This is a genomic window from Pedobacter sp. GQ55 (assembly GCF_059758925.1).
In genome coordinates this window covers 534510-554985 of sequence record NZ_JCAXEI010000003.1, presented here as the reverse complement: position 1 = coordinate 554985, position 20476 = coordinate 534510, and the positions used below count along the sequence as shown (strand labels likewise).

Sequence of the window (20476 nt, the reverse complement as noted above, 5' to 3'; positions counted from 1 at the left end):
TCTTGTCCCATTTGCCATCTTATTGAGGTGTCTAACAGTTAAATTTCTGGTATTATTTAAAATAAATATCCTAAGCTTTCTAAGTATTTGCAATAGGAATAGTGATGGTTTTAATAAGATTTAGCCGGTTTCTTGAAAAAATCAAGCAGTTATGTAAATAAAACGCAATATAATTAAAATCAAGACTAGAGTTTAGGAGGAAAATTTAATTAGGAATCGTATTTTTGCAAAAAATTTCAAAAATGACTGGTAAAACTAAATCAGATAGTACTGTTGATGTTGTATTAATTGGCGCTGGTATTATGAGCGCAACTTTGGGTGTATTACTTAAGGAATTGCAGCCAGATCTTAGTATTGAAATTTTTGAGCGATTGGACGTGGCAGCTGCAGAAAGTTCTGATGCATGGAATAATGCCGGAACTGGACACTCGGCCTTTTGCGAATTAAACTACACCCCGCAACTTGCAGATGGTACTGTAGAAACAAAAAAAGCAGTCTCAATTGCTGAATCTTTTGAAGTATCTAAACAATTTTGGTCTTTTTTAGTAAGAAATAAGATTGTTGATGCTCCTGAAACCTTTATCAAAAGCATACCACATATCAGTTTTGTTTGGGGTAAAGAAAATGTTGAGTTTTTACGTGAAAGATATAACAACCTTCAGAAAAGTGACCTCTTTAAAGGGATGACCTTTTCTGAGGATCCAAAAGAACTTGCTGAATGGATGCCTTTAGTAATGAACGACAGGGATTCGGCAGAGAAGGTTGCCGGAACAAAGATGGAGCTTGGTACCGATGTAAACTTTGGTGCCTTAACGAGAATGATGTTTAACTACCTTCAAAAAAAGGAAAGTGTAAACATGCATTTTGACCACGAAGTTCGTAAACTAAAACAAAAAGATGGTTTATGGGAAGTAAAGGTTAAAAATGAAACTACCGGTAAAAGAAGAGTTGTAAAAGCAAAATTTGTATTTATAGGTGCGGGTGGGGGCTCTTTACCGCTTCTTGAAAAAGCAGGAATTCCGGAAGGAGATGGGTTTGGTGGTTTCCCTGTAAGTGGACAATGGCTTAAATGTGTTAATCCAGAAGTTATTGAACGTCATAACGCAAAAGTTTATGGAAAGGCATCAGTTGGAGCTCCTCCAATGTCGGTTCCACATCTTGATACAAGAATGATTGATGGTAAAAAAGCTTTGTTATTTGGCCCCTATGCCGGTTTCTCTACACGTTTCTTGAAACATGGTTCTTTACTTGATTTACCTCTTTCAATAAAAATTAATAATATCAGACCCATGATATCGGCAGGTTTAGATAACCTGCAACTTACCAAATATCTCATCGACCAGGTGCGCCAGTCTCCGGAAGATCGCATGACGGCACTTAGAGAGTACCTGCCAACTGCAAAAATGGAGGATTGGGAACTTGAAACTGCAGGTCAGCGCGTTCAGGTAATTAAAAAGGACGAAAAGCATGGCGGTGTACTGGAGTTTGGAACTGAAGTGGTTACTGCTGCTGACGGATCAATTGCAGCACTACTTGGCGCATCCCCAGGCGCATCTACAGCTGTTTCTATTATGATTACTTTAATGGAGCGTTGCTTTGCTCATCAAATAAAAACCGAAGAGTGGCAGAAAAAACTGAAAAGTATGATCCCATCTTATGGTCAGCCACTAAACGGAAATGCTCAGCTAACGGAAGAAATCAGAGTTCAAACAACTCATGCACTGAGCCTGAAAACTGCCTAACAGAATAAGACTTCTATTAAAAATGTTACCTTCTATAAGCTGATAAATTAGCGTACTAATACGGTTTCATCCAAAGCGATTCAGGATGCTGCATTTGTAAAAGCAGTGTTCATTATCCTCATTCGTCGTCCTCGACGTTAGGAGATATCTTTCATTATGCTTATTCAAGAGATCTCTCCGTTGGTCGGACGGAGCCTGCTCTAATCTCGACCAAAAATACTTGAATAACCCTTAAAAAACACTCGAGAAATGCTTGGGTTGGAAGATCGTGGAGAGATGGTTGAAATATATATGGGGATATTTCAACCATCTCTTAAGCATTGTTTAAACATCCCCATAACATTCAAGTGTTTCTCAAGTATTTCTTAAGCATTACTCAATAATTTCCTGTAGATTTTTTCAAGTTCTGGTCTTTTCCAGAATGGTCAAGTCTGGCAGCCCTAATGCAATAGGTTGCAGTTTAAAAAAGCAAGAATCATTATCTCGAAAACAATTTTTATATTGTAAACGTTTGACTATAAAACAGAAAAATGCCACGCTGGTTTAAAATAACACTCAAAGTAGTAGGTATCCTTATAGGGTTGATACTTTTAATTTTCTCGGCCCTTGCTTTATACGTAAACTCAAATAAAAAAAGTTTACTGGAAACCATAACGCAAAAGCTAAATAAAAACCTCAATGGCACGCTTACCATAGCAAGCATGGAGCCCACCTTTTTACGGGGATTTCCTGGGGTTTCTATAAAACTAAACAATGTAGTAATGAAAGATAGTTTATGGAAAAACCATCAGCATACGCTTTTAGATGCTAAAGAATTGGAAGTATCTGTAAATACCTTAGCATTACTTAAGGGAACTATTGAAATAAAAAAAATAGGAATTAATGATGCAGCGATCTATCTGTTTACCGACAGTAATGGGTATAGTAATACTGCTATTTTCCCAAAAAAAGATAAATCAAAGAAGTCAAAAGAGGACAACAGTTCAAGTCCGGAACTGGGAAAGTTTACTTTAAGCAATGTTAGTTTTGTGGTAGACAATCAAAAAGGACATAAACTTTTTCAGTTTGATATTTATGATTTAAAGGGTAATATGGATTATCTTTTACTTGGTGGCTGGGAGGCCGACCTTAAACTTAAAGCACTGGCCAAAAGCCTGGCATTTAACACCAGAAGAGGTAGTTTTATTAAGGACAAACTTTTGGAAGGTCCTTTTAAAATTACCTATAACGACGGTTCCGGAATTGTGCTGGTAGCTCCTAACACCTTAAATATCGGAAAAGATCCATTTATAATAGGAGCTAAGTTTGATATTTCTAAAGAAAACACAGACTTTACCATAAATATAGAAGCCAAAAATATTTTATGGCGCAATGCCTCCGCGTTGTTGGCTCCAAATATTACCGCTAAGCTTAATATGTTTGACCTTAAGCAACCTATACATGTTTATTGCACCCTGGCTGGTAATATGGGGCCTGGCGGGGATCCTGCTATCAACGTTAAGGCACTCATAAAGGATAATGTGCTAACCACGCCGGGTGGGGTAGTTGAAGATTGCAATTTTACCGGTTTTTTTACCAATAGCTATATTAAAGGTAAAGGAATAAATGACGAAAACTCAGCCATTAAGCTCTTTAGTTTTAAAGGAAGCTATGCACAGATACCATTTTCTATTGACACGGCCTTTATCAATAACCTGGATAAACCAATTGCCACAGGACTGTTCACCTCGCAATTTGATATTGCAAAGCTTAACAACATCATCGGAGAGGAGATGCTCAAATTCGGTAAAGGCACGGCAAATGTAAAGCTGGTTTACCGTGCAGATATTGTAGATTTTATGCTGGCCAAACCTTTTGTTAAAGGTGTTGTGGATATTCAGAATGCAGATGTGAGCTACGTTCCCCGCAAGGTGAATTTTAAAAACACAGCCATTTCACTCAATTTTACCGATCATGACCTATACATTAAGAACATCCGTTTACAAAGCGGTAAAAGCGTTGTATCTATGGAAGGTTCTGTAAGTAATTTCTTAAACCTTTATTATACTAATCCAGAGAAAATACTGTTAAACTGGAAAATTAGAAGTCCACAGATTCATTTAGGTGAATTTATGGGCTTCCTTGGTACCAGAAAACCAAAAGCAAAGAAGAGAACTAAGAAATCTAATTTTTCTGAGAATCTGAATGAACTTTTCGAAAAGAGTCAGGTAAATATGAATGTGAAAGTAGATAAGATTTACTACAACAAATTTCTGGCTACTAATGCAAATGCTGATCTGTTGCTCTCAGAAAATGGTATAGCTATTAAAAATGTGAATGTAAAGCATGCTGGTGGTGCAGTTTCTTTAAATGGCATCGTTGCTCAAAAAGGCAGTACCAATAATTTTAAACTTAATGCCACAATTACAAATGTGGACATTAAAAATTTCTTTTATTCCTTTGACAACTTTGGAATGAAAACACTGACCTCAAAAAACTTAAGAGGCTATCTGTTTTCTAAGACCAATATATCGGGGGTTATAAGTGATAAAGGAAATCTCCTTCCCAATTCATTATATGGCAGCATCGCCTTTGATTTAAAAAAAGGAGCCCTGGTAAGCTTCGAGCCGGTTAAAAATGTGGGCAAATTTGCTTTTCCACTTAGGGATCTGGACAATATTTCATTCACCAACTTGAATGGAAAGTTTGATGTAAGGGGACAAAAAATCACCATTAATCCAATGCAAATTAATTCGACCTTACTGAATATGGACATTGCAGGCGTATACTCCATGTCTAGTGGGACTAACATTACTTTGGATGTACCTTTAAGAAATCCTAAAAAGGATGCTGAGATTACAGATAAAAATGAAAAAAGAGCGAGAAGGATGAAAGGAATTGTGTTACATTTACTAGCAACTGATGGAGAAGATGGGAAAATCAAAATTAAATTGAACAGAAATCACGATAAAACAAAATAAACAACCTATTAATAACCACCTTAATTCATTGAAATGAAACGTAATGCAACTGCCGTTTGGAATGGCACTATTAAAGAAGGTTCAGGAAACCTTACAACTGACAGCAAAGTACTTGATAAAACACAATATTCATTTAATAGCCGCTTTGCTGATGGAATTGGAACCAATCCTGAAGAATTGATGGCTGCAGCTCATGCTGGTTGTTTCACCATGAAACTAAGCCTGGACTTAACGGAAGCCGGATTTAACCCAACTTCTCTGGAAACCAAAGCAACTGTAACTTTAGATAATGGAGTGATTACTACTTCACATCTTGTGCTAAAAGCTGACATACCTGGAATTGATGATGCCAAATTCCAGGAAATTGCTGCTGGTTCTAAAGCTACATGCCCTGTAAGTAAAGCTTATAATGTGGAGATTAGCTTAGAAGCTTCATTGATTTAATGAACTTTTAGATAAACTTATTCCCTAAATCCTCCTCTTTAGTTAATAAATAGGAGGATTTTTTTATTCTATAGTTACGAGATACGCAGTAATTTATCTATTTTCGAATTTTCTCGCCAAATAAACTATAACAGCCACAATGACCAAGTCTATACTTGTTTTGAAATTAGGTTCTGCTTCTATCACTACCCCTAAAGGAGAAATTGATGAGGCTATAATTGCAGATATAACCCGGCAAGTAGCAGAACTTGCTCTTAATCACCATTTAATATTAGTATCTTCAGGTGCAGTTGCAGCTGGAAAAAAATACATAAAGAATTATAAAGGTAAAATTAGTGAGCGAAAAGCTGCCGCTTCAATTGGTAATCCTCTATTGTTAAGCACTTATTCAAAACATTTTAAACCCTACAATATTTCTATCGCACAAAGTTTATGCGAAAGACAGCATTTTTCTCATAGAACTCAATTTCTTCAGCTAAAAGAGACTTACGAAGAATTATGGAAAAATGGAGTAATTCCAATTGCTAATGAAAATGATGTAGTTAGTAACTTAGAGCTAAAATTCTCAGACAATGATGAACTTGCAACCTTATTAGGTGTCGGTTTTGGTGCTTCGCTTATCCTTTTGGGCACGTCCGTTCCGGGTGTATTGGACAAAGAAGGAAATGTAATAGATAAAATTGAATCTATAAATAATGATGTCTTCTCTTTAGCGAACAAGAATACATCTGAAGTTGGGCTTGGTGGTATGATTTCCAAACTAACCTTCGCAAACCTTGCCTCTACAATGGGGATTAAGGTTGTTATTTTTGGCGTTAGAACACCAGACGGAATACTAAAAGCAGCGAAAGGAGAGTCAGGAACAATTTGCGCTCCCAAAAACTGCTCGATATCTGCAAGAAATAAGTGGCTTGCAAGTGGTAGCTTAGTAACCGGCAGACTCATGGTTGATGCTGGTGCAAGCGAAGCGATTAGAAAAAGAAAGAGCTTGCTTGCCGTTGGTGTAAAATCTATTGAGGTAGATTTCGCTAACGGCGAAATATTTGAGATTATTGACGAGCAGAAGAACATTGTAGCTGTAGCACAGGCTAAAGTATCGTCAAATACAATTAGTAAAAACGCTAAACAACATAACCTGGAGATAGCCAATGCCAGTGACATTGTAATATTATAATATGATAATGGAATCGATAGAAGACCAGTTAATCAGTGCACAAAATGCCAAAAAATCCATATCAACGCTCAGTGATAAGGACAAACAAGGCGTTATCAACCGAATTGCACAAATTATTTCTGAGAGAAAAGAAGACATCATTGCTGAAAATTTAAAGGACCTGGAAAAAATGTCTGACGATGACCCCAAAAAGGATCGTCTTCTGTTAAATGCTGAACGAATTGTAGAGCTTAGCAAAAGCCTGGTAGATGTCTCAAATCTGGAAGATCCGACGGGCAAGATCCTTTCAGAAAAAACAATTGATAACGGACTTTTCATTCAAAAAAGAACGGTTCCACTTGGTGTGGTTGGCGTAATTTATGAATCAAGACCAAATGTTACCCTTGATGTAGCCGCTTTATGCATTAGATCAGGAAATGTTTGTTTACTTAGAGGTGGTCAGGACGCTTATCATACTAATTTATTTGTTGTGTCTTTAATTCAACAGGTTCTTGCAGAAAGTAACCTCGATATAAATATCGTACAACAGCTTCCTGCTGAAAGAAAGTATATTTTAGATATTTTAACTGCAGAAAAATACATAGACGTAATTATTCCCAGAGGCTCTAATCAACTCATTGAATTCGTTCGCAAAAACGCTTTAGTACCGGTAATAGAGACAGGTGCTGGTGTGTGCCATACTTATGTGGAGGAATCTGCAAAGCTGGATGATGCCGCAAAAATAGTCGTAAATGCAAAGGTTTCAAGGCCGTCAGTTTGTAACGCGCTAGACACGGTTTTAGTGGACAAAGCAGTTGCACAGCCTTTCCTTGAAAAGCTTGCGCCACTGCTGGCGGGATATAATGTTGAGATATTTGCCGATGAAGATTCTTATAAGATTTTAAAAGATCAGAACTATCCTTTAATTAATAAAGCTGAACCTGAAGACTTTGGAAGAGAGTTTCTTGATTTTAAATGTTCTGTAAAGATTGTAGATAGCACTGACCAGGCGCTTGATCATATTGCAAAGTTTTCGTCAAAGCACTCTGAAGCAATTATTACTCAAAATCCGGTTAAAACTGAATTGTTTCTGAACCAGGTTGATGCGGCTGTGGTATACTTAAATGCTTCAACAAGATTTACTGATGGACAGGTTTTTGGCTTAGGTGCGGAAATCGGCATATCTACTCAGAAATTACACGCCAGGGGACCTTTTGCCCTTGAGAAACTAGTTACAGAAAAATGGATTGTTAAAGGTGAGGGACAAGTAAGATGAAACCAGCATCAATAAAAGACATCGCCAATAAGGCCAATGTATCTATTACAACTGTGTCCTTTATTTTAAATGGCAAGGCTGAACAAATGCGTATTAGCAAAGCTGTTATTGAAAAGGTTAACACTATAATTAAAGAATTTGATTTTAAACCGAATCAGGTAGCCAGAAGTTTAAGAACCGGAAATACCCAAACCATAGGACTGATAGTAGAAGATATCTCTAACCCATTCTTTGCCAGTATTGCCAGAAAGATAGAAGATAAGGCATATAAAAAAGGTTATAAAATCAGTTACTCAAGTACTGAAAATGATCCGGTTAAAGCCAAGGAACTTATTGAGATGTTTAAGGCCAGACAAGTGGATGCCTATATTATTGCTCCTGTACCCGGGATCGAAGGTGAAATTAAACAGTTGCTAACAGAACGTATCCCTGTAGTTATATTTGACAGGAATCTTCCGGATATGGAAGTTAATTATGTTGTTGTAGACAATTTTAATGGTACTTACACCGCTACAAAACACCTTATAGATAGCGGTAAAAAGAACATTGCTTTTGTAACTGTGGATTTGCATGTAGACCAGATCAATAACCGTTTTCTGGGTTATGAAAAAGCACTTCAAGACGGTGGTATCCAGTTTGATAAAGATATTTACACTGAAATTCCTTTTGATAGTACAGATGACAATACAACAGCCCAGTTAATGCTATTGTTCGAGAAGAATCCGCAAATTGACGCGGTACTGTTCTCTACTAACTACCTTGCAATTAAAGGCCTGCTGGTTTTAAAACTGATTAAGAAGGAAATTAATGATGATTTCAGCATTGTGGCTTACGATGATCATGATGTATTTAAATTACATACACCTCCAATTAGTGTTGTAGATCAGCCAATAGAAGAAATGGCCGAGAAGATCATTGATGTACTTTTAAATGAGCTTGCTTCGGCCAGTAATACTTTGGTAAAAAGAGAGGCATGCAAAATAATTTTGCAACCTAAGTTTATAAAAAGATGATTTAGAGGTTATTAAACCTCTAAATCATTCATGATCGCTTTTACTTTCGCACTAAGTTCAGCATCGGCAGCTTTAAAACCGTCTTTATCCTTAAGTGGTGCATTTACACTGCAATAGAATTTAATTTTAGGCTCAGTTCCGGATGGTCTGGCAGAGATAATGCTTCCATCTTCGGTTATGAACTGAAGAACATCAGATTTAGGGAATCCCAGATCTTTCTTTTCATTCGCAATTAAATCAGTTTCTATCCCCAATTCGTAATCCTTTAAAGTTGCAACTTTAGAACCACCTAATTTAACAGGAGGATTGCTTCTGAATTTCTCCATCATCGCTTTGATTTCCTCAGCGCCTGTTTTTCCTTTTTTGGTTATGGATACCAATTCTTCTTTATACAAACCATATTCTACATACATATCAAGCATAGCGTTATATAAACTGCTACCTTTATCTTTGTAAAAAGCGGTCATTTCTGCAATAAAAGCACAAGATACAACAGCATCTTTATCTCTAACAAGCTCTCCGATAAGATAACCGTAGCTCTCCTCACCACCACCTATAAATGTTTTCTTACCTTCAAGGCTTGTCATTAAATGACCAATCCACTTAAAGCCTGTTAAGGTATTGTAATAAGTAACATTTTTAGCCTTAGCTATTGTTTCAATTAGATTAGATGTGACTATTGTTTTAACAATATACTGGTCTCCTGTAAGTTTACCCTTTTCTTCCCAGGCACTTAACAGGTAATTGATTAGCAAACTTCCAGTTTGGTTTCCGTTTAAGAGCACAAATTCACCGTCATTATTTTTAACAGCAATACCAACTCTATCGGCATCCGGGTCTGTGGCCAGAACAAGATCCGCATCTATTTCCTGAGCTTTTTTCAAAGCAAGTGTAAGTGCTTCTTTTTCTTCAGGGTTCGGATATACTACAGTTGGAAAATTACCATCAGGAGTGCTTTGTTCTTCAACCAAAGTTAAATTGATAAAACCAAATTGCTCGAGCGCTTTAGGTACCAATGTGATTCCGGTTCCATGGATCGGAGAATATACAATTTTAAGGTCTTTTTGGCGCGCAATGGCCTCTGGAGATACTGACAATTCCGTGATTTTATCCAAATAGAGTTGATCAATTTCTTCCCCAATCAATTCAATATTACTATCGATACGATCAAATTTAACTTCATCAATGCTTTTGATATTAGCCACTTCATCCATAACAAGTATGTCATCAGGAGCGGTAAATTGCCCACCATCAGCCCCATATGCCTTGTAGCCGTTATATTCTTTTGGATTATGAGAGGCAGTAAGCATCACACCACTGCGACAGCCTAGTTCACGGATCGCAAAAGATAATTCCGGAGTAGGTCTTAGTGCTTTAAAAAAATAAACGTGTATGCCGTTTGCAGAAAACACATCAGCGGTGATCTTTGCAAAATAATCAGAATTGTTGCGGCTATCGTGCGCTATGGCAACTTTAACCTTTTCACCCGGATATTTTTTAAGAAGATAATTACATAAACCCTGTGTAGCAGTTCCAATTGTATACTTATTGATCCTGTTAGATCCTGCACCCATTATCCCGCGTAAACCTCCGGTACCAAACTCCAGACTTCTGTAGAAAGAATCTGTAAGCTCAGTAAAAGCTTCTTTATCTAGCAATTGTTGTATTTCTTGCTTAGTTTTTTCGTCGTAATTACCATTAAGCCATTCGTTTATGGTATTTAATGTAGCTGCTTCTAATTGCATAGTTTATGATGTGTTTTTTAAGATATCTTAATGAAAAACAGTAATATAACTGTGAAGTTTTGTTAGAAAAGCCCAATTCTTATAATATTCCAAATTTTATTTCGTCAATATCATGATTATTAGCGCCCTTTTCTTTAATTTCACGCCCTAATATAAGTATATAACCAATTTGATTGAAATAATATTAACCTTTAAAATTTAAATAACTAATAATGAAACCATCAGAATTTTGCTGATGGGGTTATTACCAAAAAACAATTTATAAAACTATGAGAATATTAAAGTTTGGAGGAACTTCTGTAGGAAGCCCTGAGCGGATGAAAAAATTGCTGGATATTATTAATCCGGCAGAAGAACAAATTGTAGTGCTTTCTGCGGTGTCGGGCACAACGAACAGTTTAGTAGAAATTTCAGCCAAACTTTTAAAGGAAGACAAACAGGCTGCGTTAAGTCTTATTAACGCATTGCATCAGAAATATAATGAATTTGTTATTGAGCTTTTACCGGAAGGTGATTTTCGAGAGCAGGGACAAGAAGTAGTAAACTATCACTTTAACTTCCTTGAAACATTAGTAAATGATCTTTTTACCCCAATAGAGGAAAAAGTAGTGCTTGCACAAGGTGAATTGTTATCAACTACATTATATCATATCTATCTTAAATCGATAGGTGTTCCATCTGTATTGTTGCCCGCTTTAGATTTCATGAAAATTGATGAGGACAATGAACCTGATGTTCCTTATACCACTAAACACTTGCAACCAATATTAGATCAGAATAAAGGAAATAAACTATTCATTACACAAGGATTTATCTGCAGAAACAGTTTTGGCGAAGTGGATAACCTTAGACGTGGTGGAAGTGATTATACTGCATCTTTAATAGGAGCTGCCATACTAGCTGAAGAAGTTCAGATATGGACAGATATTGATGGTATGCACAACAACGATCCAAGGATAGTTAAAGGCACCAAACCAATCTCTCAGCTTTCGTTTGATGAAGCAGCTGAATTAGCTTACTTCGGGGCAAAGATATTGCATCCACAATCTGTTTTTCCGGCTCAAAAATACAAGATTCCTGTAAGATTATTGAACACTATGGAGCCTTCAGCTTCTGGTACGCTGATTACGAATGACAGTGAAAAAGGCAAAATAAAATCTATTGCAGCTAAAGACGGTATTACTGCAATCAAAATCCAATCGAGCAGAATGTTATTGGCGTATGGTTTCTTAAGACGTGTTTTTGAGATATTTGAACGTTATAAAACACCAATAGACATGATCACTACATCTGAAGTAGCTGTTTCGGTGACTGTTGATTTTACGGATAACCTTTCGAAAATTATTGAAGAACTACATGATTTTGGAAGTGTAGAAGTTGACAATGATCAATCGATAGTTTGTGTGGTTGGCGATTTCAGTGCAGAAAAGCATGGTTATGCTGCCCGCGTATTAGATTCAATTAAACACATTCCGGTACGTATGATCTCTTACGGTGGTAGTAGCTATAACATTTCGTTACTAATAAATACAGCTGATAAAACTGAGGCATTAAAAAGCTTACATAACCGCTTATTTGAGTAATTATCTTCTTCTAAGCCAAAAGATAATACCAGCTATAATGAAAACGAGTGCGATGAAGAGACGATTTCTTCTTTCGTACTCTTTTCTACTAATCTTCTGCTTTTTATAGTCGAGATGATTACCAAAGTAGATCAGACCCAAAACAACAATAACAATTATAAAAAGATATTTAAACATTATGTTTTCTGATAAAGATATATCGCACTTCGCAAGTTTAGAAACACCTTTCTACTTCTACGATCTTACTTTGCTGCAAAAAACGCTTAGTACTTGTGCTGATGCAGCTAAGTTATATAATTTTCATGTGCACTACGCCATGAAAGCAAACTTCAATCAGCGGGTTTTAGAAAAAATAAAGGCTACAGGCTTTGGAGCCGATTGCGTTAGTGGGGGCGAGGTAAGCAAAGCAATAGAAATTGGCTTCTCGAAAGACCAGGTAGTTTTTGCTGGCGTGGGTAAATCTGATAAGGAAATTAATGGTGCTTTAGATAATGATATTTTCTGCTTTAACGTAGAATCTATTCAGGAACTTGGAGTTATTAACGAGTTAGCAGGTAAGAAAAACAAAAAAGCCAGAGTAGCCATACGTATTAATCCAAATGTAGATGCACATACTCATCATAACATTACAACCGGATTAGATGAAAATAAGTTCGGTATAAACTCATGGGACTTGCCACTATGTGCTGAAACTTTAAAGACATCGCCTAACCTGGAGTTTATTGGGATTCACTTTCATATTGGCTCTCAAATAACCAATCTTGATGTATATAAAAATCTTTGTGTACGCGTAAATGAATTTGCCGAGTGGTTCGAAGAAAGAGGTTTTACCGTAAAGGTATTAAATGTTGGAGGTGGTTTAGGTATCGATTACCATAACCCAGAGCAACAAATTCCTGATTTCAGCTCTTATTTTAAGATATTCAATGAATTCCTTAATGTGAGGTCAAACCAGGAAGTTCATTTTGAATTGGGTCGTGCATTGGTGGGACAATCCTCATCATTAATAAGCAAAGTGCTGTACGTAAAGAATGGGAAGAAAAAGAACTTCATTATTCTTGATGCAGGTATGACTGAATTAATGAGGCCAGCGCTTTATCAAGCTTATCATAAAATATCGAATATATCAAGGTTATCTGAATCAAAATCGGTAAAGTATGATGTTGTTGGGCCTATTTGTGAAAGCACCGATTGCTTTGGCAAAGAGGTGGAATTACCGGGCACACTTCGCGGAGATCTTATTGCTTTAAATAGCACAGGAGCTTATGGAGAAGTAATGGCTTCGCATTACAACTTAAGAGAAAACATTGTGTCTGTTTACAATACAGATATTTAGTAATAATCGATTGTTTTTTAAAGCAGTCATCCCGACGATAGGAGAGACCCCTTGAACACAAAATAGCTGCAAAGCAAATTGATATAATCAAGAGATTTCTCCTGTCGAAACGACGGCAGATTGTACTCATCAAATTTTATTCTTCAAAGAAGTCAACCAGACCTCCCAAATAATACTCTTCAATTCCCTCTGTAAAATCCTTATAATCTTCTTCTGGAATATTGGTTTGCACAAACTCCAGTGATGTGCCTTTTTTATCTTCGTGCAGCTTAATGGTTACTATTGAGGGCTCATTGTCCTCACCAAAATACCATTGTTGTACTATCCTTTTTCCGTATTCAAATTCAACATTCTTACCGGTGATATCCCCTTCCCAGAAAGAGAACTCTGTGCCTGGCTCTTCAGTAAATTCAACCTCAGCTCCAGTCCACAGCTGTATGCTTTGTGCTTTTGTTAACGCCCAATAAACCTCTTCCGGAGGTGCAGGCAAATAGGTATATTTCTTAAATGTCTTCATTAATAAATTATTGATTTCCGCTGTTTAAAAATTACTTAAAGGCATTTATGCCCGTTACATCCATTCCTGTAATTAGTAAATGAATATCATGAGTTCCCTCGTATGTCACTACCGACTCCAGATTCATCATATGCCTCATAATTGAATATTCTCCGGTAATCCCCATACCGCCAAGCATTTGTCTGGCATTCCGAGAGATATCCAGCGCAATCTCTACACTGTTTCTTTTTGCCATAGAGATCTGCTCAGCAGTCGCTCTGTTTTCACTTTTCAATACCCCTAAGCGCCATACAAGTAACTGGCCTTTAGTAATCTCCGTAATCATTTCAGCTAACTTCTTTTGCTGCAATTGAAAACCAGCAATGGGTTTACCAAACTGAATTCGTTCTTTAGCATAGCGTAAAGCGGTATCGTAACAATCCATAGCAGCACCGAGTGCTCCCCATGCAATACCATAGCGCGCCTGATTTAGACAACCTAAAGGTCCTTTAAGCCCACTTATATCCGGGAAAATATTTTCTTTAGGTATCTTAACATTATCAAACACCAATTCACCTGTAGCTGAAGCCCTTAAACTCCATTTTCCATGTGTTTCCGGAGTTGTAAAACCTTCCATACCGCGCTCCACAACCAATCCTCTGATCTTCCCTGATTCATCCTTAGCCCAAACAACAGCAATATCTGCAAAGGGAGCATTAGAGATCCACATCTTTGCACCATTAAGTAAATAGTGGCTTCCATTATCTTTAATATTGGTTGCCATTCCACCCGGATTAGATCCATGATCAGGCTCAGTTAATCCAAAGCAGCCCATCAATTCACCAGTAGCAAGCTTAGGCAAATACTTCTTGCGTTGTTCTTCAGTTCCGTAAGCAAAAATAGGATACATTACCAGGGAGCCCTGGACAGAAGCGGTAGACCTGATGCCCGAATCGCCACGTTCTAATTCCTGCATAATGACACCATAAGCCGTATAATCAAGTCCGGCACCACCATATTCAACAGGAATAGTAGGACCAAAAGCACCTATTTCTCCCAATCCCTTGATGATTTGTTTAGGGAATTCAGCCCTTTGAGCATAATCTTCAATAATGGGACTCACTTCTTTCTTAACCCAATCTCTTGCAGTTGCCCGGATTAGTTTATGTTCTTCAGAAAGCAATTCATCCAGTAAATAATAATCGGGAGCTTCGTAAAGGTCTTTCTTGGCAGATTTATTCATTGTTTCCACTATATTTGGTTACACAATCAGCTATTGTGCCCAAAGGTAATGATTTCGGACAAGGGCTGGTGATAACGGATAAAAAATTTAATTTTGTCAAATGATTGATGTTCAAAACTATATACAGACAGTTGCTTTAAGAGATGTTAAATGTTATGCATTTCATGGTTATTATCCTGAAGAACAACTTACTGGCATCTATTTTTCTGTAGATGTTGTGGTTACATTTACGCCCAATACAGATACAGAGAATTTAGAGCGTACGGTAAACTACGAAATATTGAACAATATCATATTGGATGAAATGAAAAACACCCGAAAAATGCTCGAAACGGTAGTGAAAAGTATTTTAGATAGAGTGGTTACCAATTATCCATTTGTACATACAGCAGAAGTTGGTATTAAAAAACTAAATCCGCCAATGCCTGGCGAAATTGGACATTCATTTGTCCAATTAAGCTATCGCTCTGCAAATTCCTAAACCACGATCCTGATTTTAAAAGCTAATAAAACAACAGATGGCATTTAATAAGATTACAAACGACCTATTAGACCAGATAAAAACAATTATTGGTGTATCAAATGTATTTACTGATGAGGAATCGCTAAATACATATAGTCATGATGAAACAGAAGACCTTAGGTATTATCCGGAGATTGTAGTTAAGCCAACCGATGCAAATTCAATTTCAGCTTTACTAAAGCTATGTAATGAACATCACGTTCCTGTTACACCACGTGGAGGTGGTACCGGACTTAGTGGTGCAGCATTACCCATATATGGAGGGGTGCTGTTGTCTATGGAAAAGTTTAAAGCCATAATTGAAATAGACACTGAAAACCTGCAGGCAACTGTTGAACCAGGCGTTATTACTGAAAACTTTATAAATGCAGTAGGCGAACATGGCTTGCTGTATCCTGTAGATCCATCAAGCAAAGGATCTTGTTTTATAGGTGGAAATGTGGCCCACGGTTCTGGTGGCCCCAGAGTTGTTAAATATGGAACAATAAGAGAATATATTTTAAATCTTGAAGTTGTTTTGCCTACTGGCGAAATTATCTGGACTGGCGCCAATACATTAAAGTATGCATCTGGTTATAATCTTACGCAAATGATGATCGGTTCTGAAGGAACATTGGCTGTAGTTACTAAAATAGTAACAAAACTTGTCCCCAAGCCTCAGCAAAGCGTTTTAATGCTTGCTTCTTTTGGAGAGAACGAAAAGGCTTGCGCAGCGGTTTCTGCAATATTTAGAGCAGGGATTGTGCCATCAGCATTAGAGTTTATGGAAAGAAAAGGAGTGGAGTGGGTTATTAAATTTGATGACATTAAATTCGATCTAAAAGACGATGTAAATGCCTTCCTTTTAATTGAATTCGATGGCGATGATATGGATTCCATTTTTAAAGATTGCGAAAAGGTAAATCTTGTTCTTGAACAATTTGAGTGCAGCAATGTGCTCTTTGCGGATACAGCCCAACAAAAGGAAGATCTATGGCGTATGCGCCGCACTATGGCAGAATCTGTTAAATCCAATTCTGTTTATAAGGAGGAGGATACCGTTGTACCTAGAGCTGCTCTACCAAAATTGATTAATGGTATAAAAGAAATAGGATCCAGGTATGGATTTGAAAGTGTTTGTTATGGTCATGCCGGTGACGGCAACCTCCATATCAATATCATTAAAGCAGGTATGAGTGACCAGGATTGGAAAAACAAACTCAAAGACGGTATCGTAGAGATATTCGAATTAACAAGTGCCCTTGGAGGTACAATTTCCGGAGAACACGGTATTGGACTGGTTCAAAAAGAATTTATGCCTATCAAATACAGCGAGATCAATCTTAACTTGATGCGAGGAATAAAAAGTGTATTTGATCCTAACGGCATCCTTAATCCTGGTAAGATATTTTAAGCATAAGAGCAACTCAGTTAATTATTATTGAGTTGCTCAAAAATCATCATTTTATTTTTTTCTTCGTCAGGAATCGCTACTGAGGTTTTGGTGCGATAATCAAAGGCTACACATACCGTTTTCCCTTTACTGCAGGCTACTTCCTCACCATTTTTCATTTTGATCAGTAAATATTCCAGATCAAAACTACTCTTTCCAATTCTGGAGGTACGTACGTACATGCTAATTTTATCTTCCGGAAAAATGGGGATGATGTATTCCAGCGAGGCATGGGCAATGACTACACCTGTTTTTTTCCAGTCCCATTGTATGGCTTGCTTCCAGTATTTGGCCCGGGCAATTTCCATGAAGGTAAAGTAGGTAGCGTTGTTTACATGGCCCATCATATCAAAATCAGCAAAGCGCGTTTCTATAGTTGTTTTATACTTAAAACTGTCTATTTGGTTTACGACTTCTGCCGTTTTGTCTTGCTTAGTAGTTTTATTGCGCCAAAATGTCTTAAAAATCATAGAAAATGGGGTTGGTATAGGACTTGATTATAGGGTTAATATAAAATTTAAATTAAAAAATAGGAGAACATAAACGATGACACTAGTAAAATTCAACAACAGAACCAGGAACACCGCACCTTACTTTAACAATGTATTTGACTCTTTGTTTAGTGAAGCCATAAATAAAAACTTGACGGTTAACAAAGTGCCGGGCGTAAACATTTTAGAAACTGAAACCGAGTACAAAATTGAAATCGCTGCTCCGGGTTTAACTAAGGAAGATTTTCAAATCAACTTAAAAAAAGACACCCTTTCTGTTTGGGCCGAGAAAAAAACAAGCGAAACAGAAGAGAAAAAAGATTACACGCGCAGAGAGTTTGATTACTTCTCATTTGCCAGATCTTTCGTATTACCTGAAAGCGTAAATGCAGAAAACATTACTGCTGAATATGTGAACGGGATTTTAAACATCACGATCGGAAAAGACGAAGTGAAATCTCAAAACAAAGAAATTAAAGTTTCATAATTAGGTTAGAGTTTGGTTTTTTTAGGTAGATAAGGGTGTGCCGGATGGTGCACCCTTTCTTTTTACCATATCTTCCAAGAACCAATTTAAACACCTCTAGCTTTCTGTTTAACAAGCCTTTCACTGCGTTTATCGTTTAAATATTTCCTTACGGGAATATCATAAATTACCATTACCAGGTAGGCTGCCGCGGTAAGTATCACTAACCCGGCAATAATTATCAACATCAGTTGCATAGAGCCTACTTTATGACTTGTGTAGTAATTGCCGAACATCCATAACACTGCATAATGTGTCATGTATAACGGGTAAGATATTTTTCCTGAAAAGACGCAAAACTTTTTCAAGTCAGGTGCCAATACAGCCCCCGCGCCTAATGCGATCAGCAACGGGAAGTAAAATAGCACGATGAAAGGTTCGGATAGCCAATTCCATTTTGAGGAGGGAACTAAAAAGGCCAGCAGCAACAATATGGCCAGACCGATAAATCCCAACCTGTTTTTGATGATCCAGTTGGAACGGTAAATAAGCAATCCCGCTAAAAAAGAATATGATATCCGGGCAGCCCCGTCCCAAAAGGTTGGGCCGCTCCAACCGCCCAATAAATTTCCTGAACGATAAGTTACCAGGCAAATGGCAACCGCTGCAAGTATGGTTAGCAGCAGCAGGTAGCTGCGTTTAATATTATAAAGCACAAATGCGTAAACGATATTAGCTATATATTCCCAAAATAAAGACCATGATGGTGCATTAAAGCTAAAAAGGTTAAATCCACGATCTTCTATTATAGGCAATGGAATAAGCAGTAACGAACACAAAAATGTAAGGATGATCTTACCGATGCCGTACAATTCTGGATGACCCCCAAATGGATCGAACAAAAATGCCAGCAGGCCTAATACCGATCCGGCTATAACCAGCGGGTGCAATCTGATAACCCTTGATTTAAAAAACTCAAGAACACCCATTTTTCCTATACGATCGTCGTAAGCATATCCTATTACAAACCCCGAAAGGCAGAAGAAGAAATCGACAGCTAAAAAGCCGTGGCCGATAAAGTTCTGGCCAGGATCGGTGTAAGCCCACTCCATAAAATGAAATATTAGAACGGCCCATGCAGCAATGCCCCTTAACCCGTCGAGAATTTCAAAGTGCTGTTTTGTTTGTAGAATTGTGGTGGTGGTTTTGTTTGTATCCATTTAATGTACATCCTACCAGCTAAACTTAATGCGGCAACAGCCTCTGATTTGCCAGTGCGCCAAGATATTTAAAATTAATAACCCAACCAAATCTACAATGAGCCGGACAAGCTCATGAATGTCTTGATTTGCACAAACGCTTCCGGGAGGCGTTAAAGAATAATCAGGCTCTCAGGAAGTCCGCTAAAGAATAAATAAGTAAGCAGTTTTGCATTTTTGCCCGTTTCAATCAGTCGGCAGACGAGCTTATGTAATGCCGTTAGTTGCTTTTGTGCCCTGATGAGCAATGTTGAGTTTGCGTCATCTGGCCGGACTGACCGCAAGATCAATTCCAGATATCCGGAAACACTCGCCAGGATAGTCTTAAAATCCTGGCTGGCCAGGCCTTTGAATTCATTCTCGTTTACACTAAGTTCATTTATCTGCTCAAGCAGTTTCAGCAGCTGAATCTCCTTGTCTTTTTGTTCAGCTATACAGATCAGCGTGTTAGCAGCTCCGTACAGCAAGCCGTTATCGTCAAATAAGAGAACAGGATGCTCAATTACATTTTTTCTGGAACCATCAGGATGTTCAAGGATTATTTCGGTACCGGTATCCGAGCCTCCATCGCTTAGTGCTGCCGCCATTGGAGAGCTGTCAAGTGTCATGGGTTCGCCATTAGTATAAAAAACCTTCCACGATCCACACCAGAGCTCCTTGTTAAGTTCAGGTTTCCTCCCCCAAAGTGTCGCTGCAGCCTGATTATAGGAGGTAATGGACCCGGAAAGGTTGCAGGTATATACTGCAACCGGAAGCCGGTCAAAAAGTTCCACTGCAAGTGGGCCGGACCCGAATATGGTCTTGGATTGTGTGCTCGAAAGCTCCGAGTGCGTGGCATTTGTTCTCATAATTAAATTTAACTTTTACAAAATTAATTACCAACTATTCCGGCATTCGTCACTCGATAATTACAAAGTGACACACGGAATTTCTCATGCCTCACCAGTGTAAAATTCAATTGGGCCCACAAAACCTAGAAACAATTAAGGGGCAACCGTTTCGATTTCCGGGCCATCCCCTTCATTTTGATCTTCGTCAGGTTCCGGATTTTCGGAGTCACCCCCTTCATTGCCCTGGTTATCAGGTTTATCTTTCTGCTGAGGATCTTCTGGTTCTTCTTTTTGATCAGTTTGAGTGCTGCCCTTAGTATCCCCGGAGGTGACTTTGCTGTCATTAGGAGCGCCTTCCTTTTCTGTGTCCGGGGTTACCGTTTCAATTTGCGCCCCAGCGTCCTCTGTTGGTTTAGGGTGTGTGTTATCATGGTGATCTTTGTCTGTACTATTGCTCGAATTTTCCATTTTTCTCCTTTTTTAG

General features: G+C 37.8%; 18 protein-coding genes. 11 read left to right on the top strand and 7 right to left on the bottom strand.

The features are described 5' to 3' along the window. Positions 1–242 precede the first annotated feature (242 nt). From AC6CH7_RS11335 to AC6CH7_RS11310, 6 genes are all read left to right on the top strand, one after another. Complete coding sequence (locus AC6CH7_RS11335; protein WP_498262809.1) at positions 243–1742, top strand: malate:quinone oxidoreductase; 1500 nt, start codon at positions 243–245, stop codon at positions 1740–1742. A gap of 530 nt (positions 1743–2272) precedes the next feature. After that, positions 2273–4702, top strand: coding sequence for an AsmA family protein (locus tag AC6CH7_RS11330; RefSeq protein ID WP_498262808.1), 2430 nt, complete (start codon positions 2273–2275; stop codon positions 4700–4702). Between the two features lie 33 nt (positions 4703–4735). Continuing rightward, on the top strand, positions 4736–5146 hold the full coding sequence (locus AC6CH7_RS11325; RefSeq protein WP_048905664.1) for an OsmC family protein: 411 nt from the start codon (positions 4736–4738) through the stop codon (positions 5144–5146). A 139-nt stretch (positions 5147–5285) separates the two neighbouring features. After that, a complete protein-coding gene (gene proB, locus AC6CH7_RS11320; protein WP_498262807.1) occupies positions 5286–6320 on the top strand; it encodes a glutamate 5-kinase in 1035 nt (344 codons plus the stop codon). A 7-nt stretch (positions 6321–6327) separates the two neighbouring features. Further along, positions 6328–7575 carry a glutamate-5-semialdehyde dehydrogenase gene (locus AC6CH7_RS11315; RefSeq protein WP_498262806.1) on the top strand — a complete coding sequence of 416 codons (1248 nt, stop codon included), beginning with the start codon at positions 6328–6330 and terminating at the stop codon, positions 7573–7575. Continuing rightward, a complete protein-coding gene (locus tag AC6CH7_RS11310) occupies positions 7572–8588 on the top strand; it encodes a LacI family DNA-binding transcriptional regulator (RefSeq protein ID WP_498262805.1) in 1017 nt (338 codons plus the stop codon). Before AC6CH7_RS11315 ends, AC6CH7_RS11310 begins: the two co-directional genes overlap by 4 nt. 11 nt (positions 8589–8599) lie before the next feature. Here AC6CH7_RS11310 and AC6CH7_RS11305 read toward each other — a convergent pair whose 3' ends face one another. Beyond that, positions 8600–10333 (bottom strand): phospho-sugar mutase, encoded by a 1734-nt coding sequence (locus tag AC6CH7_RS11305; protein ID WP_498262804.1) that lies wholly within the window; start codon positions 10331–10333, stop codon positions 8600–8602. Between the two features lie 269 nt (positions 10334–10602). On the opposite strand from AC6CH7_RS11305, the gene AC6CH7_RS11300 reads away from it, so the two are divergent. Both AC6CH7_RS11300 and lysA read left to right on the top strand, forming a co-directional pair. Next, a complete protein-coding gene (locus AC6CH7_RS11300) occupies positions 10603–11916 on the top strand; it encodes an aspartate kinase (protein WP_498262803.1) in 1314 nt (437 codons plus the stop codon). A 178-nt stretch (positions 11917–12094) separates the two neighbouring features. Next, positions 12095–13252, top strand: coding sequence for a diaminopimelate decarboxylase (lysA, locus tag AC6CH7_RS11295; protein ID WP_498262802.1), 1158 nt, complete (start codon positions 12095–12097; stop codon positions 13250–13252). Positions 13253–13388: 136 nt separating this feature from the next. Here lysA and AC6CH7_RS11290 read toward each other — a convergent pair whose 3' ends face one another. After that, entirely contained in the window at positions 13389–13769 is a 381-nt protein-coding gene (locus AC6CH7_RS11290; RefSeq protein WP_498262801.1) for an SRPBCC domain-containing protein, read from the bottom strand. 31 nt (positions 13770–13800) lie between these two features. Next, positions 13801–14991 (bottom strand): acyl-CoA dehydrogenase family protein, encoded by a 1191-nt coding sequence (locus tag AC6CH7_RS11285; RefSeq protein ID WP_498262800.1) that lies wholly within the window; start codon positions 14989–14991, stop codon positions 13801–13803. A 100-nt stretch (positions 14992–15091) separates the two neighbouring features. Between AC6CH7_RS11285 and AC6CH7_RS11280 the strand changes: the two genes are divergently transcribed. After that, positions 15092–15472 carry a dihydroneopterin aldolase gene (locus tag AC6CH7_RS11280; protein ID WP_498262799.1) on the top strand — a complete coding sequence of 127 codons (381 nt, stop codon included), beginning with the start codon at positions 15092–15094 and terminating at the stop codon, positions 15470–15472. Between the two features lie 37 nt (positions 15473–15509). Next, positions 15510–16907 (top strand): FAD-binding oxidoreductase, encoded by a 1398-nt coding sequence (locus tag AC6CH7_RS11275; RefSeq protein WP_498262798.1) that lies wholly within the window; start codon positions 15510–15512, stop codon positions 16905–16907. Between the two features lie 17 nt (positions 16908–16924). Here the strand turns inward: AC6CH7_RS11275 and AC6CH7_RS11270 are convergent, their stop codons facing one another. After that, positions 16925–17416, bottom strand: coding sequence for an acyl-CoA thioesterase (locus tag AC6CH7_RS11270; protein ID WP_498262797.1), 492 nt, complete (start codon positions 17414–17416; stop codon positions 16925–16927). A 76-nt stretch (positions 17417–17492) separates the two neighbouring features. Here AC6CH7_RS11270 and AC6CH7_RS11265 point away from each other — a divergent pair, with 76 nt between their 5' ends. After that, positions 17493–17924, top strand: coding sequence for an Hsp20/alpha crystallin family protein (locus tag AC6CH7_RS11265; protein ID WP_498262796.1), 432 nt, complete (start codon positions 17493–17495; stop codon positions 17922–17924). Positions 17925–18010: 86 nt separating this feature from the next. Here AC6CH7_RS11265 and AC6CH7_RS11260 read toward each other — a convergent pair whose 3' ends face one another. The 3 genes from AC6CH7_RS11260 to AC6CH7_RS11250 all read right to left on the bottom strand — a co-directional run bounded on the left by AC6CH7_RS11260 (position 18011) and on the right by AC6CH7_RS11250 (position 20460). Beyond that, on the bottom strand, positions 18011–19123 hold the full coding sequence (locus AC6CH7_RS11260; RefSeq protein WP_498262795.1) for an acyltransferase family protein: 1113 nt from the start codon (positions 19121–19123) through the stop codon (positions 18011–18013). A 152-nt stretch (positions 19124–19275) separates the two neighbouring features. Continuing rightward, positions 19276–20010: a hypothetical protein gene (locus AC6CH7_RS11255; protein WP_498262794.1), complete on the bottom strand. Its 735-nt coding sequence runs from the start codon at positions 20008–20010 to the stop codon at positions 19276–19278. A 135-nt stretch (positions 20011–20145) separates the two neighbouring features. Then, entirely contained in the window at positions 20146–20460 is a 315-nt protein-coding gene (locus AC6CH7_RS11250; RefSeq protein WP_498262793.1) for a hypothetical protein, read from the bottom strand. Between the last annotated feature and the right edge of the window lie 16 nt (positions 20461–20476).